Source organism: Nostoc sp. UIC 10890, from assembly GCF_054786515.1.
The window spans coordinates 2,808,093-2,824,099 of sequence record NZ_JBSGKF010000001.1 but is presented as its reverse complement, the minus strand read 5'-3'; the positions used below and the strand labels follow the sequence as shown (position 1 = coordinate 2,824,099).

Genomic DNA, 16,007 nt, shown 5'->3' with positions numbered 1-16,007 from the left:
CATCTTGGTGCGAGGATTTAATTTTCTCACGAGAACAAAAAATCTTGAACTGCTTCTAAAACAACTGCTGGGTATTCTTCATGCAATCCCAGAGAACCAGGGATAACAACACTTCTCACTCCTGGTAAAGCAACCAAAGCGTTCATTTCCTCTCGTGATTTGGGAGGACTAGATTCCCCAATTACTACCATGAGCGGTACGGTTAAAGACTTTACAAGTCCCAGAAAATCAGATTGTTCGTGTACAGCATCGAGATTCCCAGTTACAAAGGCAGCAGATGCAAATCGCGCTCCTGGTTGTTGAGTCGTGTGCCACTTCTTCTCGATGAAACTGGGTGTAATTTTAGCCGCGTCAGTAAAGACATGACGGCGGTACATAAAACTTAATAAAGATGGGGCAGTATTGAGTTTGTAGAGAGCTTGACCAAGTATAGGCGATCGCACCAATTCTCTCACAATGCCAGCTATTTGCTGACTTGCCCCCATTGTCGGCAAAGGGCCACGCCAAGTAGGAGCTAATAACACAATCTTTGAGAAAGCAGCAGGTTGTTTGACAGCTAATTGTAAAACGTAACTAGCAGCATGACCAGCCGCCACCACAATAATGGGAGTAGTAAAAACAGCTTTGACAAAATCTTCCAAAAATTGCTGATATATTTCTGGTCTGTAATTCAAACTAGGGCGAGAAGATTCACCAAATCCAGGCCAGTCTAAGGCTAAAACTTGAAAATTGGGAGCTAGTAACCTGGCAAGTTCGCCGACTTCCAAACGCGTCGAAACACTGCTGAAAGATGGCAGCAGCAATAGCGGTGAACCTTTACCGAGGGTTTCATAAACAACGCGCAATTGCTGATTTTCGCAGTTCCAGAGATATTCTTGAACCACTCCACCAAAACCAGTAGCAGCAGAGGTAGATAATAAATTTGTTGACATTAGACTAAATTTTGGTAGTTGTACCTTATTTGTCAGTTGTTTTTTGTCAGTTGTCCTTTGCAAATGACCAATGACAAATGACAAATGACCAAGTTTAGTTAGGCAAATCTAACTTACATTCCAATGCTTTTTTTTGCATGGTTTTAAAAATATTGTAAAATCCATTAGCACGGGAAGGCGTCAGGCTAACATTTAAACCTGTTTCTTGAATAAAATCTGGGGTAAGTTGGACAATCTCAGTTGGCGTTAGTCCATGTAATCCTTCAACTAGCAGCCCTACTAAACCTTTGGTTAACTGGGAATCAGACTCGCCCTGAAACACAACTTTACCGTCATCCAAAGCTGCGGTGATAAAAACTTGAGACACGCAACCAGGAACTTTATTTTCGGGTAATTTATCAGCTTCTGGGAACTCATTGAGCTTCTGAGCGTACCAGATTAGCTGTTCGTAGCGTCGCTTCGGTTCGGAAGCGCGTTGAAAGCGCTGGACAATTTTAGCGAGCGCAGGTGGCAAAGAATCTAGAGTTGAGGACATAACAGAAGCTGCAAATGATCGGTCTTACCTTGAGTGTAAATTATCTTTAGAGCGATGCCTACGGTGGGCTGCGCCTACGCGCCTCTTATTCACTTGGCATTATGAAGCTTGCCATTCTGAATATAATTTATCAAATCCAGATAATCCTTGCGTAGGCGCAGCCCAACCTAGGCATCGCATTAATCTTCGGTCAAGTTTTTTGATGCGTCTAATTACAAAAACTTAATTTTTTTATAAGCAGGTTTTGACAGCAACTATATATAATTTACCGTTGTATCAGTATAGACTTATTCTTATTACGTAAGTGTGGGGATACGTGAAATTTATATGTCGTTTGATTTTACTATGCGATGCCTAAGTTTGGACTGCGCCAACGCACTTACAAAATTAGGTGCAAGTAGATTTTAACTAAGCAGCTAGGTGATAATAAACAATTAAAAATTAAAAATCAAAAAAAAATTCTGATTTTTAATTTTTAATTTCTCTCCCTCAAGGATCAATTCGTAGTTTGTGCAGCTAGCATCTGCTTCAGCTTTTCTAATTCCGAAGCCCAACGAGGATCTGGACGAATAGCGTCTGAATCTGTGGTTGTGGTGCTGGTTTCACGAGAACCACCGCCGCCACTGCCGCCACGACGAGGCTTCTTAGAGCTTTTATCACGACGGCTACCTTCTCTGTTGGGGCTAGGAGTTGGGGTACTACTAGCAGCAAGACTAACTGGTTTAGGAGCTTGCTCGTCGCCCTCTTCACCTTTTGTCCGAGGTAATGCCTTTTCTAGCTTAATGGGAGTGTCTTTGAACATCTGCCCATTATACTTTTCAATGATTTCGTCAGCTTGTTCGTCATTGTTGACGGTAAGAAAACCGAAACCACGGCATTTGCCAGTTTTGCGGTCTTTAATTAATTTAGTAGTTACAGCATCACCTTCGGCTGCAAAAACTGCTTGCAGATCTTGACGATCTATTTCATCTTTAGGCAAATTACCTATATATAGGCGAACGGACATGAACTATACCTCCAGAGTTGAATGAACATGGCAAGGCGAGAAAACAATTACTTGGCTTTGGCTTTTAAATAGATGCTATTAACCAAGGCTGCCATTAACCAATTTTTTTGCTCGAAACTGTCAACTTATACAACAATACAGTTTTTCGTCGGGATCAAGCTTGTTTAATCCAAAGGCCCACACTATGGTGAGCTAATAACACCTTAATTCTAAGAATTGTAAATTTAATAGCCTATTGCCTGCTAAAGTACACGCTTTCTTTTATGCCTTTTTCGCAGAATCAAATACCATTCCTTACATTACCACGGTATTTTCTACGTAGCTAGTTTAGCGCACACATTTCCGACGTTAGTATTACTGCATCGTAACATAAAACACATTTTTTATTCAAAGGAGCATATTTTGAAACAAAAACCAGCCGATGGCTGGTTGATTTCCTGCTGTGTTGGGAGGATAAAAAGGTATGGAGTGGGGGAAAAGCATCCGAATTCATCACTAAGCTGTAGTGCTGAGTTATGTTGGCTGCTAATGTTTGTGTAAATAAATGTAACACTTGTAAAGAAAACCTGCAACTTTTGTTTACATTCTGATTTGTTCTTTGTCCTTTGTCCTTTGTCCTTTGCTAATAACGAATGACCAATGACAAATGACCAATGACCAATAACCAATGACAAATGACTAACCAGTAAGAAAAACGTATGCGCCCCAAGCCTGTGCTGCAACTGCTAAAAAAGTAGACCAAATGGGATGAGGGCTATGAATGGTTTTACCACTTTGAGTTTCCAAGGTTTGGATATCGATCCAAGGTGTTGCTCCTCGGCGGAACCAACCTGTGACGATAATTTGCCTACCAATTAAATCCTGGTGATTGACTGACTGTCCTAGCCAAGAAATGTGATGTAATTTCACTAAACCTGCGCTGGATTGGAGAATTAAATCTTGCGCTAGGGAGTTGCTAGTGCCTTGACGACCTAATAATTTGCCCACAAGACGCACGCTGACGCTATCAATTGGTAAGGCAGAAGGGTCAGATAACAGGTTGGGTAAGTAGTCGTCAGTTTGCACAGTGTCAGGTTTGATATCGGGGAAGAAAGAATTAATCCGCATCACTGTACCGATGCTAAAGCCAATCAGAAGACAGCCTGTAATGAAAGACCAATCTTCGTAGATCCACTTTAGATTTAAAAACTTGAGTGTGAATGCTAGTTGCCAGGTTAGCCAGACTAAAGCTGCAAACAAAACCCCTAGAGGAATTCCCAACCAGGGAGCGATTTGTAATAAGAAAGACTGACGCTTCACCTTTGACGGTTCGCTAGCAAAATGTAGCTCAGTGTCTAGATGCCAGTGACGGGCTATTTGGCAGAGGCGTTCGATGCGATCGCCCATCAAAGGATGACTACTATTAATCGTAAACCATCGGCGATAGGGATTGGCAGTATCCCACTTCAAAAAGGCTTCAAAAGATAGATTGCTGGCAATAGTGCCCAAAGCGAGGCTCTGTTGGTAGCTGACTGGTGTCAAAAGATTTAAGCTTTCTAGTTGCCAACTGGTCTGTTCTTGTTTTTGGATATCAGCTGCAATGCCAATAGCAATTTTGAGTAAAGCGCGAATCAGGGCATTGGGATTGCCAGTAATTTCAGATGCAACGCGATCGCTATAATAAAGCCGCAACCGCGATAACCACAATCCAGTCCCAGTCAGCAAAGACCAAACTCCATAAATTAGACTAGCCACAATTGTCACCGGCCAGCGCCAAATTTTCGCTGATATTTTGTCTCCCCACTCCGACACTTGCTGATATAGCTGATGAATTGGTAGTGTCACCAGCAGCAACAAAGACATCACAGCAAAATCCCAGTGAGCAATATGCCCTAATTGCGTAGCGTAAATAGTGGCGATTTCATCATCTGCTAATTGCTCTAATAGCCCCTGACTCACAACAATCCTGGCATTACGTGGTAAACTGCCATAAGTCAGGATAATTGGTGCAGCCATTGGTAAGATCCGCAGTTTGGGTATGGGCCAATGTCGCTGTTGGCAACAACGTTGTAGCACCCGAACGGCTTCGCGGCTATGGGTATTTAATACATCTTTAGGAAATTCTCGCTGACCATACAATTTCGCCAGTAGTAGATCCAGCAACCAAGGTGATACTCCGATTAAAATCACCAATACTATTAGCAACAATCTAGTAGGATCGCGGTATAAAAGTTGCAGCGGCTCCAGATAAGGTAGTTTGACTAAAGTCTGGTTGATTAATCCTAATGCTAACTTGAGGATTTCTCGCATAACCCAAAATAGGGCGATGAATGTCCCTGCTGACAGTAGCCGCAAAGGTATTAATTTCGGTTTGCGTAGGGGTTGCCATGCTCTAGCGCGTTGTGCTTGCCGCCAATAAATAACACCGAATAATTTGGCTTGGGTGCGAGTCACAGAACCCATGAAGCCATTTAGGGGTGCAGTTGTTGGTGGTGGTAGTGGTGTCGCTACTGTCGCTTTGAGTCTAGCTAGTGGCACCATCGACGGTGTGTCGTCGCTTTTGGTTTCTGTGAATTGATCTTTTGGTTTTTCCTCTAATGTAGGAGTTTCCGGGGGGGGAACTGGGGGAGAATCTGGAGTTGAATTATCAAAGGCAACAAATCCAGTTTCGACATTTTTTGATTCTTGATCGCGTTTTTTACGTTTTGTCAGGTGTTCGAGAGCGCGTGTTGCCCACTCTTGAACTTGCGGATTGTTACTCTCAATGAGATTCTGGGATATAGTGATCGCTTTGGACACTTCGCCAGTGCGAGCATAAGCCATCACTAAACCAACTTGGGCTTGTAAGCTAGCAGTACCATTGCTTTGGCTGCTAGCAATAGGTTCTAGGTGAGCGATCGCTGTTTGGTAATTTCCCTGCTTGAGGGCAACTAAACCAGCCTCCAAAGACGATTTGGCATGTGAAGGCATACAAATTCTGGCACTCCAATCTCTTCTAGGTGATCCACGTTTGTGCAAAAGCGCGAACCTCGGATGCCGTGGAACTCAACCGCGCTCAAGTTTTGCTTGTCAAGTGAACAATAAAGATTGAATAAAGGCGTCAGGAGTCAGAATTCAGTTGGGACTTCTGGTAGGATTAATTCTGAATTCTGGATTCTGAATTCTGGATTCTTCTTCAGTCTTCCACTGGTTTTTGACTAGAAAATACTGGAGCGATCGCGCTTAATTTTAACTCTGGATGGTCGCCCAATAATTGTTGACAATTCCATTCATTGCGGAATAGTAACACTGGACGTCCCATACTGTCTTTAACTGTAGTGGTGTTGAATATTCGACCCACTTTTTCTAATGCTTCCCAACCACCCTCAACCCAACGGGCGACACTGTAGGGCAATAACTCTAATATGGTTTCTACACCATATTCGTTTTGTAAGCGAAACTGCACCACCTCGAATTGCAACTGACCCACCGCCGCCAAAATTGGATCGCGCTTGGCTTCATCAGTTGAATACATAATTTGTACAGCACCTTCTTCTCGCAATTCCGCAACGCCTTTTTGGAATTGTTTAGATTTTGAGGGGTTGGGATTCCTCATAGACGCAAACAGTTCCGGCGAGAAATACGGAATCCCCTCATATTCGAGCTTTTGTCCCGTGTAAATTGTATCCCCGATCGCAAAAACACCGGGATTGTTCAAACCGATCACATCGCCAGGATAAGCCACATCAATCGATTCCCGCTCTTGAGCAAAGAGTTTTTGCGGGCGAGACAGACGGATGAGTTTACCAATGCGGGCGTGATTCACCATCATATCTTTTTCAAACTTACCAGTGCAGACCCGGATAAATGCGACGCGATCGCGATGCTTCGGGTCCATATTCGCTTGCAGTTTAAAGACAAACCCCGAAAATTCCGGGTATGTAGGAGGAACTTCGCCAACACTGCTGACATGAGAACCGGGTTTGAGGGCATAGTCGAGGAAATACTTGAGGAATAACTCTACCCCGAAGTTAGTCATGGCGCTACCAAAGAACACAGGCGTCATTTTGCCTTCGTGTATCAACTGTAAATCTAGCTCTGGCCCAACTCCTTCTAACAGTTCTAGATCGTTTTTCAGTTGGTGGTAGAGGTCTTGTTCTAGCTGTTCTTCTATTCTCGGATCACCTAACTCCACTATCGTATCACGGGCTTCGCGGCTACCGTGGAAACTGCGCTCAAAGAGGTGTATTTGTTGCTTGTGTCGGTCAAAAACACCTTTAAAGCGATCGCCCATCCCAATCGGCCAGTTCACCGCATAGGTTTGTAATCCCAATTCTTGCTCAATTTCATCCAACAGTTCCAGAGGTTCCCTACCTGGGCGATCGAGCTTGTTGACAAATGTAAAAATCGGGATACCCCGCAACTTACATACTTCAAACAATTTGCGGGTTTGAGGTTCCAAACCTTTTGCCGCATCAATCAGCATCACGGCATTATCGGCCGCGGCGAGGGTGCGATAAGTATCTTCACTGAAATCTTGGTGTCCCGGCGTATCTAATAAATTTATTTGACAGTTCCGGTATTCAAATTGCAACACTGTGGAGGTGATGGAAATACCCCGTTGTTGCTCCATCGCCATCCAGTCAGAGGTAGCCTTTCGCTGCGCCCGTCGCGCCTTCACCGCCCCAGCTTCGTGAATTGCACCTCCGTACAGAAGTAGCTTTTCTGTTAGTGTAGTTTTACCCGCATCAGGGTGAGATATAATCGCAAAATTGCGGCGAAGTTCAACCGCTTGAATAAGTTCAGACTGAAGTTCAGTAGACATAAGTGTATTTGTTTGTTAGCTAACTTAATTTTTTGACTCTTGTAAGTCTTTTAATCTTAAGACAACGATGCTCGTGATAGGGTCGTAATATAACCAACAATCTGACTAAATAGGAGAAAAGAATGTACGACACAGACAAGCGAAAGCTTCTATCTGCCTTGTCGCATGGAGCCATTTTTTTCAGTACGGCTTTTGTTTCTGTAGGTATACCTATCGCCATACTGCTCGTATCTGATGATCCTGTTGTTAAAGAAAACGCCAAAGAATCCATCAATTTCCACTTTAATGTCTGGCTTTATGGAGGGATTCTAGGAGCACTGTTTTTTCTATTTGGTTGGTTAGTGTTACCTCTATTATTGTTGGGGCCACTAGCAGGTATTGGGTATCTATTACACTGGGGATTAACAATTTGGGCGCTCATCGGAGTTTTCAGCAATCCTGATATACCCTTCCGTTATCCCTATATTTTCCGAGTTTTTTAACACAAATTTATGGTATTGGGCATGGGGCATTGGTAATTGTCAGTCCATTAAATTAGTAGCAAATTCTTTGCGTGCCTCTGCGTTTACCTCTGCGCCACTTTGCGTTTAAATTTCAACCCTCAATTCGCCAAAATTTTGCCAATAGACAGTCTTCTCATTCTGAATTTTGAATTGCTTACTATGTTGTTTTTTTTCCAGTCCGTCGGATAGATGCAACCAAGCTGTAAAATACAAAATTGCCCTACAACTTAATTAAGAGTAGGGCAAAAAGACAGTTAAGCACTGTTTGTAGTCTGTCTGACGGCAGGAAAATTTTAGCCTGCTTTTGTGACGCTTTGTTTTGTGTCCAATTGCGTTGTTTTTCTTCATAAAATTTTATGTTTCCTACACATCGTCCCCGTCGTCTGCGTACTCATCCCCAACTGCGTCGGATGGTTCGTGAAACTGTTTTAACAACAAGCGATTTAATCTACCCATTATTTGCCGTACCAGGTGAGGGAATCGCTAACGAGGTGAAATCCATGCCCGGAGTCTACCAACTTTCGGTAGATAAAATTGTTGAAGAAGCAAAAGAAGTTTACGACTTAGGAATTCCTTCGATTATTTTATTTGGGATTCCGGCTGATAAAGATGTGGATGCCACTGGCGCTTGGCATGATTGCGGTATCGTCCAAAAAGCAGCGACGGCGGTAAAAGCAGCAGTGCCAGATTTGATTGTAATTGCTGATACTTGTTTGTGTGAGTACACCAGCCACGGTCATTGTGGTTATTTACAAGTTGGTGATTTAACAGGACGAGTTTTAAATGACCCAACTTTGGAATTGTTGAAAAAAACAGCAGTTTCTCAAGCGAAAGCCGGTGCGGATATCATTGCGCCTTCTGGGATGATGGATGGATTTGTGCAAGCAATTCGTCAGGGTTTAGATGAAGCAGGATTTCAAGACACGCCGATTTTGTCTTATGCTGCTAAGTATGCTTCGGGTTATTATGGCCCATTTAGAGATGCAGCAGACTCGACACCACAATTTGGGGACAGAAGAACTTACCAAATGGACCCAGGTAATGCCCGCGAAGCAATTAAAGAGATTGAATTGGATATCGCTGAAGGTGCTGATATGCTCATGGTTAAGCCAGCCTTGGCATACATGGATATTATTTGGCGTGTGAAGGAAGCGAGTAACTTACCAGTTGCGGCTTACAATGTTTCTGGTGAGTATGCGATGGTGAAAGCTGCGGCTCTCAATGGTTGGATTGACGAGGAGCGCGTGGTCATGGAGACTTTAACTGGGTTTAAACGGGCTGGTGCAGACTTGATTTTGACTTATCATGCCAAAGATGCGGCGCGATGGTTAAAGTAGGACAAATGATCGAATAGTAAGAATTTGCCGACATCTTGGCTCATGAGCAAACGGAAAAGAGTGAATTGATCCAACGCTTGATTGCTGAACGCTGGCTAACCTAAGACCTCTTGCAAAAGTGCTTTTTGCAAGAGGTCTTATGAGTGTGAGCAATTATTGACGCAAGATTTTTCGCGTATTGCTGAGTTGAATACTCAGTACAGAGATTTACCAGGGGATTTTGCAGATTTATACTTGATCGTCATTTCGGAATGCTTAGATATTGGTGCGATGCCTACGGTGAGCTACGCCTACGCTACTTTGGACAGTGATGCTAATATTTATCGGCGTTATCGTAAAAAACCTTTTGAGCGGGTATTTTAGGGATGCGATTTTCAATGCGTAAGTCCTAAAACCTATAAAATCTAACTTAGGTATGTGGATTTATGAATTTGCAACTCCTAATGTAGGGTGCGTTAGTGATTTTCGTAACATAATTTTTCTCAAGTATTGATGCGTTAAGCTTGACGGAATGCAACAGCAACTATATATCTGAGAATCAGCTGTCCATTCAGCCTCTGTTACGGAGTTAAAGTTTTGCGTTTTATTTGGCTCCACGTTTTTTATATTCTTGCTCCAATGAAGAGGATCGTTTAAACAACCCAATCTCTAACTAGTGCGATCGCTCACCTTATTTGCGACAGCAGCACGATAAAATTCTAAAACCATAATCGTACTAAAAGGTCTAAATGGCAGAAACACTTTTCTTCAACGCCTTACGGGAAGCCATTGATGAAGAAATGGCGCGTGATTCCAGCGTATTTGTTCTCGGTGAAGATGTAGGACACTATGGCGGTTCCTACAAAGTTACCAAAGACCTTTACCAAAAATATGGCGAACTCCGCATTCTAGACACTCCCATTGCGGAAAATAGCTTTACTGGGATGGCTGTGGGAGCTGCAATGACTGGGTTACGTCCCATCATTGAAGGCATGAATATGGGCTTTTTATTGCTCGCCTTCAACCAAATATCCAACAACGCTGGGATGCTTCGCTATACTTCTGGCGGTAACTTTAAAATTCCAATGGTAATTCGCGGCCCTGGCGGTGTGGGACGACAGCTAGGCGCAGAACATTCCCAACGACTAGAAACTTACTTCCAAGCTGTGCCAGGGTTGAAGATTGTTGCTTGCTCTACACCAAGAAACGCTAAAGGACTACTGAAATCTGCTATCCGCGATGATAATCCAGTGTTGTTCTTTGAACACGTTTTACTTTACAACTTGAAAGAAGATTTACCAGAAGAAGAATACTTGCTACCTCTGGATAAAGCAGAAGTTGTACGTGAGGGTAAAGATGTCACAATTATTACTTATTCGCGAATGCGGCATCATGTGTTGCAAGCTGTAAAAACTCTTGAAAAACAAGGATACGATCCAGAAGTTATCGATTTAATATCCCTCAAACCATTAGATTTTGATACCATTGGTGCATCAATAAGAAAAACCCATAAAGTCATTGTTGTGGAAGAATCGATGCGAACTGCGGGTATTGGAGCAGAAGTCATCGCCTCAATAAACGATCGCTTATTCGATGAATTGGATGCGCCAGTACTACGGCTTTCTTCCCAAGATATTCCCACACCTTACAACGGTAATCTGGAACGACTAACAATCATCCAACCAGAGCAAATCGTGGAAGCTGTGGAAAAAATGGTGGCGTTGCGAGTCTAGGGACTGGGGACTGGGGACAAGGAGAATAACCAATGCCCAGTGCCCGCGATCCCCAGTCCCCAATACTTGCTCATAACTCCATAAAAGAGCGCTATTATAGCCTTTGTCAGTTGCGAGTTATGGTATGCAAAGACAGCGATCGCTATTAATTTTGATTTTAGTCCTGATAATCGCCGCTATTACGGTGATTGCCACAATTCCGATACCCCTTGGACTGGACTTGCGGGGAGGATCACAGCTCACAATTCAGGTGAAACCATCAGCGGATATTCCCCAAATCACCGAACGAGAATTGGAAGGTGTGAAGAAAGTTGTCGAAGGACGGATTAATGGTTTGGGTGTTTCTGAACCTGTGATCCAAACAGTCGGCACAGATAAAATATTGGTGCAACTACCAGGAGTTAATGATCCAGAGCAAGCTGAACGGGTGCTAGGGGGTACAGCGCAGTTAGAATTTCGTACCCAAAAGCCGAATACAGAAACCCAATTGCTTGCTTTCCAAGCATCTAGAGCCGAATTGAAAGCCAAGCAAGAAGAGTTGAGAAAGAGTACCGACAAAGCAGCAATTGTCAAGAATCAAGAAGATTTACAGAACAGTAATCAAGCGATCGCAGAATTGTTTGAAAGCACTAATCCACCCCTAATTGGCAAATACCTCAAGGATGCCTATGGCGAACCCACTCAAGGCGACAACTGGAATGTTGCCATTCGCTTCGATCAACAGGGTGGTGAACTGTTTGCCAATTTGACGAAAAATCTCGCCGGTACTGGGCGCAGCATTGGTGTTTTTCTGGACAATGAACTGATTAGCGCTCCTACTGTAGGTATAGAATTTGCCGCCACTGGTATTACTGGTGGCGCTGCGGTGATTACAGGACGGTTTACCGCACAACAAGCTAATGACTTAGGTGTACAGTTACGAGGTGGCGCATTACCCGTACCAGTGGAAATTGCCGAAATCCGCACTGTTGGGGCAACTTTAGGTAAAGACAGCATCACTAGCAGTATTTATGCTGGTATCGGTGGTCTAACTTTAGTATTAATATTTATGGTGGTGTACTATAGACTACCAGGACTGATTGCCGATGTAGCACTATTGATTTACGCGTTGCTGACCTGGGCTACCTTTGCTTTATTGGGTGTCACCCTGACCCTACCAGGAATTGCCGGTTTCATCCTCAGTATTGGGATGGCGGTGGATGCGAATGTGCTAATTTTTGAGCGGACGCGAGAAGAATTACAAGCAGGAAAATCCCTTTATCGTTCTGTGGAATCTGGTTTTTATCGCGCCTTTTCCAGTATTTTAGATGGCAACGTGACTACAGTCATTGCCTGTGCGGCACTATTCTGGCTGGGGGCTGGTTTAGTAAAAGGCTTCGCCCTAACTTTGGCTTTGGGTGTAATGGTGAGTATGTTTACGGCAGTTACCTGTAGTCGCACCTTAATGTTTTTAGCAATTACAATTCCCGCATTCAAGAAACCAGAACTTTTCTCTCCGAACCTGCCAACATCAAATAAGGCAGAGGTGGCTTAATGAAACTGAGTATTAACAAATCGCGATCGCTTTGGTGGGCTATTTCTGGTGCTGTCATTCTCGCTGGGATAATCTCAATGGTGATTTCTTGGCAAAACCCGACTATCAAAGCACCCCTACGTCCCAGTTTGGATTTTGTTGGTGGTACACGATTACAGTTTGAACGGGATTGTACCAAACCCGGTAACTGCGACCAGCCAATTGATATCAATGTTGTTCGAGAAGTAGCTAAAGAACAAGGATTGGGCGATAGCAGCATCCAAATTGTCACTGACAGAGACACAGGTGGACAAAATGGTATATCAATTCGCACAAAAAACTTGGATCGCGAACAGCGTACTAATTTACAAAATGTCTTAAGTGAAAAAGTCGGTACTTTTGACCAACAAAAAAATCAATTTGACACCGTTGGCCCTACTCTGGGAGCAGAACTGTTTAGGTCTGGGGTAATAGCTTTAATAGTTTCCTTTGCAGGCATCATAATCTACTTGAGCTTCAGGTTCCAGTTGGATTATGCAGTGTTTGCGATCGTTGCACTATTACATGATGTCTTGGTTACGGCAGGGATTTTTTCGATTTTTGGTTTAGTACTGGGTACTGAAGTAGATAGCCTGTTTATCGTTGCTCTACTGACAATTACAGGTTTCTCAGTTAACGATACGGTGGTGATTTACGATCGCATTCGGGAAACCCTGAAAATTAATCCTGATCGACCAATTGCTGACATTGTGGATGATGCTGTGAACCAAACCCTAGCAAGGTCTATCAACACGACTTTAACCACGATGCTATCTTTGTTTGCGATATTTCTGTTTGGGGGAGAAACTCTAAAAAACTTTGCCTTAGCTTTAATTATTGGCTTTACAGCCGGGGCTTATTCAAGTATTTTTATCGCCAGTACTCTTCTAACTTTGTGGCGAGAGCGCAACGGTCAAACAAGTTTGGTAGTCACTGATGAATCGATTGATACATCTGCTGGTAATTAGTCATTGAGTATTGGGCATTGGGCATTAGTCTTTAGCAAATGACAAATGACAAAGGACAAATGACAAATGACAACTGACCCATCCTTTACTCAACAAGTAGAAAGATTACATAGGTTGACAATATATGGTAGATGGCTGTTTGTAGTCTGTTTATGGCTCACTGTTGCCCCTGCTTCCTTGTGGGGTCTACGTGCAGAAATTGCTCTGTGGCAGCAATATTTTACCTGGGTGGCGGTGCGATATGGGCTTTTCTACAATCCACTGTCTACCTTTGGTTTAGCCTTTTGTATCGGGATGACCGCTGCTGTTTTAGTTTGGCAAAGTCGGAATATCTTACTCGGACTACCACAGCAAGAAAAACAACGTTTAGAAAAACAAGTTTCTCGAATACGTCAACAGGGGCCAACTCATCCTCTGTGGAAGTGGATTTGTCATTAAATCTTCAAATCGTTGCATATAGATATACGTATTCAGCAATTTCTAGCAAAATATGACTTAGAAATAGCAAATATACTGCTAAAAGTGGTGCCATACATGAACGATCATCAGATTCAATTTAGCGAACAGCTCCGCTGCGCCAAAGGCGAACGCAAGTCTGAAATTGACCTTTACCAATTGCAAGAACTGTTAAATGTTTCAGCTTTCTGGGCAAAGGGACGGAGTATTGAAGATTTAGGTATAGCTATTGCCAATAGTGAACCAGTGATTTGCGTCTGGGATAGTGAGCGACTCATTGGCTTTGCTAGAGCAACATCTGATGGCATATATCGCGCCACAATTTGGGATGTTGTGATTCATCCAGAGTATCAAAGTAGTGGGTTGGGAAGTAAGTTAGTAGAAACCGTTTTGACTCATCCCCGCATGAGGTGGGTTGAGCGCGTTTACCTGATGACTACTCACCAGCAGGGTTTCTACGAAAAGATTGGTTTTAAACCCAACACCACCACTACGATGGTGTTACACAACCTAGCTAACGCTGCTTTCGTTACTACTACAGAAGTTCAGCTTCAGGAATCACTAGGGGGATAGAAATTTGTAGTCTGGTAAGCTGCTGAGGTGCTTCCTTTGCAATGGTCAAGGGCAGAATTTCTAACTTTCCTCCCATAACTTCCACCAGAGTTTGATTGATTAATAGCCTCATTCCTGGGGAAAGAGCAGCGTTTGCTTGGTTAACCTGACTCAGATGATCTTCAGATTTGAGTAAATCAATCGGCTCGCTCCAGGCTATGGCATGGGTTGGTACATCCAGCCAAATGTTTACAACATTATTTGTAGTTAAGGTGCTACTGGAAATACAGATGCTGCCTTCCTCCATCTGAGTAATGGCAGTGTCTATTAAACTGATCAATATTTGGCGGAGCCAGAGGTTATCTGCCAAAACATAAATTTCTGGGTCGGCGGGTAACAATTGCAAGGGAAAATTGCGATTTGCCGCCAGCATATAGGTTAATTTATGAACCTCCTCCAAAATTTGGGCTAAAGGTCTAGGCTGAATATCTAATTTATTGGTACCATGTTCGGTTCTCGCAACGTTGAGAATTTCATCCATCAGCTTCAGCAGTTTCAGCGTTCGCTCGTGAGCTTGGGCAATAAATTCTCGTTCCTCAGCTGGATCTTCACACAAATCGGACAAAATTAACTGTTGCAAGCCAATCAGACCATTGAGGGGCGATCGCAATTCATGAGTAGTCCGTGCTAAAAAACCAGCTTTAAACTGGCTCATTTCCCTTGCCATCAGGTATGCCAGCTGCGTTTGCTGTAGCTGTTGCGATATTGGTGGCATATCCTGTTGAGCTAATGGCGCTACTGGGGATGAGCTAGATGAAACATTAGACGAACGCACAAATAACTGACGGAAAACCATACCTAGTGCAATTCCTGCTCCTAGATATATCCAGTTGCTCCAATTCATAATCTGGCAATTATTAACTTGTTCATTGACCACAACAGCGCAAACGAAAGTTCCAGATTTATCTGTTGTGCAAATCAGGAAAACAACATTATAGCTACCTATATCTGGTTATCACTCGAAATATCTAAGTTGATTGCACCTTGCCGCAAAATCTGCCAATTTATCCCTGTCCATTTAGCAACGGTGGAAGGTACACCCATTCCCGACATTTCACCCTCATATTCTGTTGTTGCTAGAGTCCGAACTGTAGGAAACTGATTCTCAATTTCTGCCATCGTTTGCAAAGGCGGTTGACCAGAAAAATTAGCGCTAGTGGTGGCAAGAGGGCCAGTTTGCGCCAAAATAGTTTGAGCGATCGCACTGTTTGGGACTCGAATCCCAATTGTTGTCGGGTCAATGGGATTCATAACTTTGGGTAGACGTTCACTCGCTGGTAAAACTAATGTCAGCCCTCCCGGCCAATATTTATCTACTAATTCTTGCCAAATTTTATATTCGTCTTCACTACCTTTGACATACGGCCACAAATCTTCAGCACTAGCCGCCATCAAAATCAAAGGTTTATCTTGACTGCGTTGCTTCGCCGCAAAAATTAATCCTGCTTTTTCTGGTACGGTTGCAAGTGCCGGAACAGTATCGGTAGGAAAGCTCACCAAAAAACCAGCACGTGCGCCAGCTATTAAATTTGTTAGAGAAACTTGTGTCATGTTTACAAAGTTAAAAGTTAGAAGTAAGGAATTTCATAACTCATCACTCCTAACTCATAA

General features: G+C 43.2%; 14 protein-coding genes and 1 pseudogene. 8 read left to right on the top strand and 7 right to left on the bottom strand.

Translation table 11 applies throughout. The features are described from left to right. Nucleotides 1–26: 26 nt before the first annotated feature. The 5 genes from ACWATR_RS11200 to prfC form a co-directional block, all read right to left on the bottom strand. Nucleotides 27–932 (bottom strand): alpha/beta fold hydrolase, encoded by a 906-nt coding sequence (locus ACWATR_RS11200; RefSeq protein ID WP_460332249.1) that lies wholly within the window; start codon nucleotides 930–932, stop codon nucleotides 27–29. A gap of 94 nt (nucleotides 933–1,026) precedes the next feature. Continuing rightward, the gene (locus ACWATR_RS11195; protein WP_460332247.1) at nucleotides 1,027–1,467 is read right to left on the bottom strand and encodes a SufE family protein; all 441 of its coding nucleotides are present in this window, start codon (nucleotides 1,465–1,467) and stop codon (nucleotides 1,027–1,029) included. A gap of 496 nt (nucleotides 1,468–1,963) precedes the next feature. After that, the gene (locus ACWATR_RS11190) at nucleotides 1,964–2,473 is read right to left on the bottom strand and encodes an RNA recognition motif domain-containing protein (RefSeq protein ID WP_435019214.1); all 510 of its coding nucleotides are present in this window, start codon (nucleotides 2,471–2,473) and stop codon (nucleotides 1,964–1,966) included. Between the two features lie 678 nt (nucleotides 2,474–3,151). Further along, the gene (locus ACWATR_RS11185; protein ID WP_460332245.1) at nucleotides 3,152–5,422 is read right to left on the bottom strand and encodes a M48 family metalloprotease; all 2,271 of its coding nucleotides are present in this window, start codon (nucleotides 5,420–5,422) and stop codon (nucleotides 3,152–3,154) included. 205 nt (nucleotides 5,423–5,627) lie between these two features. Continuing rightward, the gene (prfC, locus tag ACWATR_RS11180) at nucleotides 5,628–7,256 is read right to left on the bottom strand and encodes a peptide chain release factor 3 (RefSeq protein ID WP_460332243.1); all 1,629 of its coding nucleotides are present in this window, start codon (nucleotides 7,254–7,256) and stop codon (nucleotides 5,628–5,630) included. Nucleotides 7,257–7,378: 122 nt separating this feature from the next. Between prfC and ACWATR_RS11175 the strand changes: the two genes are divergently transcribed. The 8 genes and pseudogenes from ACWATR_RS11175 to ACWATR_RS11140 all read left to right on the top strand — a co-directional run bounded on the left by ACWATR_RS11175 (nucleotide 7,379) and on the right by ACWATR_RS11140 (nucleotide 14,357). Beyond that, nucleotides 7,379–7,738 carry a DUF4870 domain-containing protein gene (locus tag ACWATR_RS11175; RefSeq protein ID WP_460332241.1) on the top strand — a complete coding sequence of 120 codons (360 nt, stop codon included), beginning with the start codon at nucleotides 7,379–7,381 and terminating at the stop codon, nucleotides 7,736–7,738. 377 nt (nucleotides 7,739–8,115) lie between these two features. After that, entirely contained in the window at nucleotides 8,116–9,096 is a 981-nt protein-coding gene (gene hemB, locus ACWATR_RS11170) for a porphobilinogen synthase (RefSeq protein WP_179074055.1), read from the top strand. A gap of 129 nt (nucleotides 9,097–9,225) precedes the next feature. Next, nucleotides 9,226–9,459: pseudogene (locus tag ACWATR_RS11165) on the top strand (VapC toxin family PIN domain ribonuclease); the annotation flags it as partial. A 365-nt stretch (nucleotides 9,460–9,824) separates the two neighbouring features. Next, on the top strand, nucleotides 9,825–10,808 hold the full coding sequence (locus ACWATR_RS11160; RefSeq protein WP_069070088.1) for an alpha-ketoacid dehydrogenase subunit beta: 984 nt from the start codon (nucleotides 9,825–9,827) through the stop codon (nucleotides 10,806–10,808). Between the two features lie 124 nt (nucleotides 10,809–10,932). Continuing rightward, nucleotides 10,933–12,342, top strand: a complete 1,410-nt coding sequence (secD, locus tag ACWATR_RS11155; protein ID WP_460332238.1) for a protein translocase subunit SecD — start codon at nucleotides 10,933–10,935, stop codon at nucleotides 12,340–12,342. Then, nucleotides 12,342–13,328, top strand: coding sequence for a protein translocase subunit SecF (gene secF, locus ACWATR_RS11150; RefSeq protein WP_460332236.1), 987 nt, complete (start codon nucleotides 12,342–12,344; stop codon nucleotides 13,326–13,328). Before secD ends, secF begins: the two co-directional genes overlap by 1 nt. 66 nt (nucleotides 13,329–13,394) lie before the next feature. Beyond that, a complete protein-coding gene (locus ACWATR_RS11145) occupies nucleotides 13,395–13,766 on the top strand; it encodes a hypothetical protein (RefSeq protein WP_460332234.1) in 372 nt (123 codons plus the stop codon). 96 nt (nucleotides 13,767–13,862) lie between these two features. Continuing rightward, a complete protein-coding gene (locus tag ACWATR_RS11140) occupies nucleotides 13,863–14,357 on the top strand; it encodes a GNAT family N-acetyltransferase (protein ID WP_460332232.1) in 495 nt (164 codons plus the stop codon). Here the strand turns inward: ACWATR_RS11140 and ACWATR_RS11135 are convergent. After that, entirely contained in the window at nucleotides 14,320–15,240 is a 921-nt protein-coding gene (locus ACWATR_RS11135; protein ID WP_460332230.1) for a sensor histidine kinase, read from the bottom strand. The two genes, ACWATR_RS11140 and ACWATR_RS11135, sit on opposite strands and share 38 nt — an antisense overlap. Nucleotides 15,241–15,338: 98 nt before the next feature. Beyond that, complete coding sequence (locus ACWATR_RS11130) at nucleotides 15,339–15,947, bottom strand: L-threonylcarbamoyladenylate synthase (protein WP_460332228.1); 609 nt, start codon at nucleotides 15,945–15,947, stop codon at nucleotides 15,339–15,341. Nucleotides 15,948–16,007 lie beyond the last annotated feature (60 nt).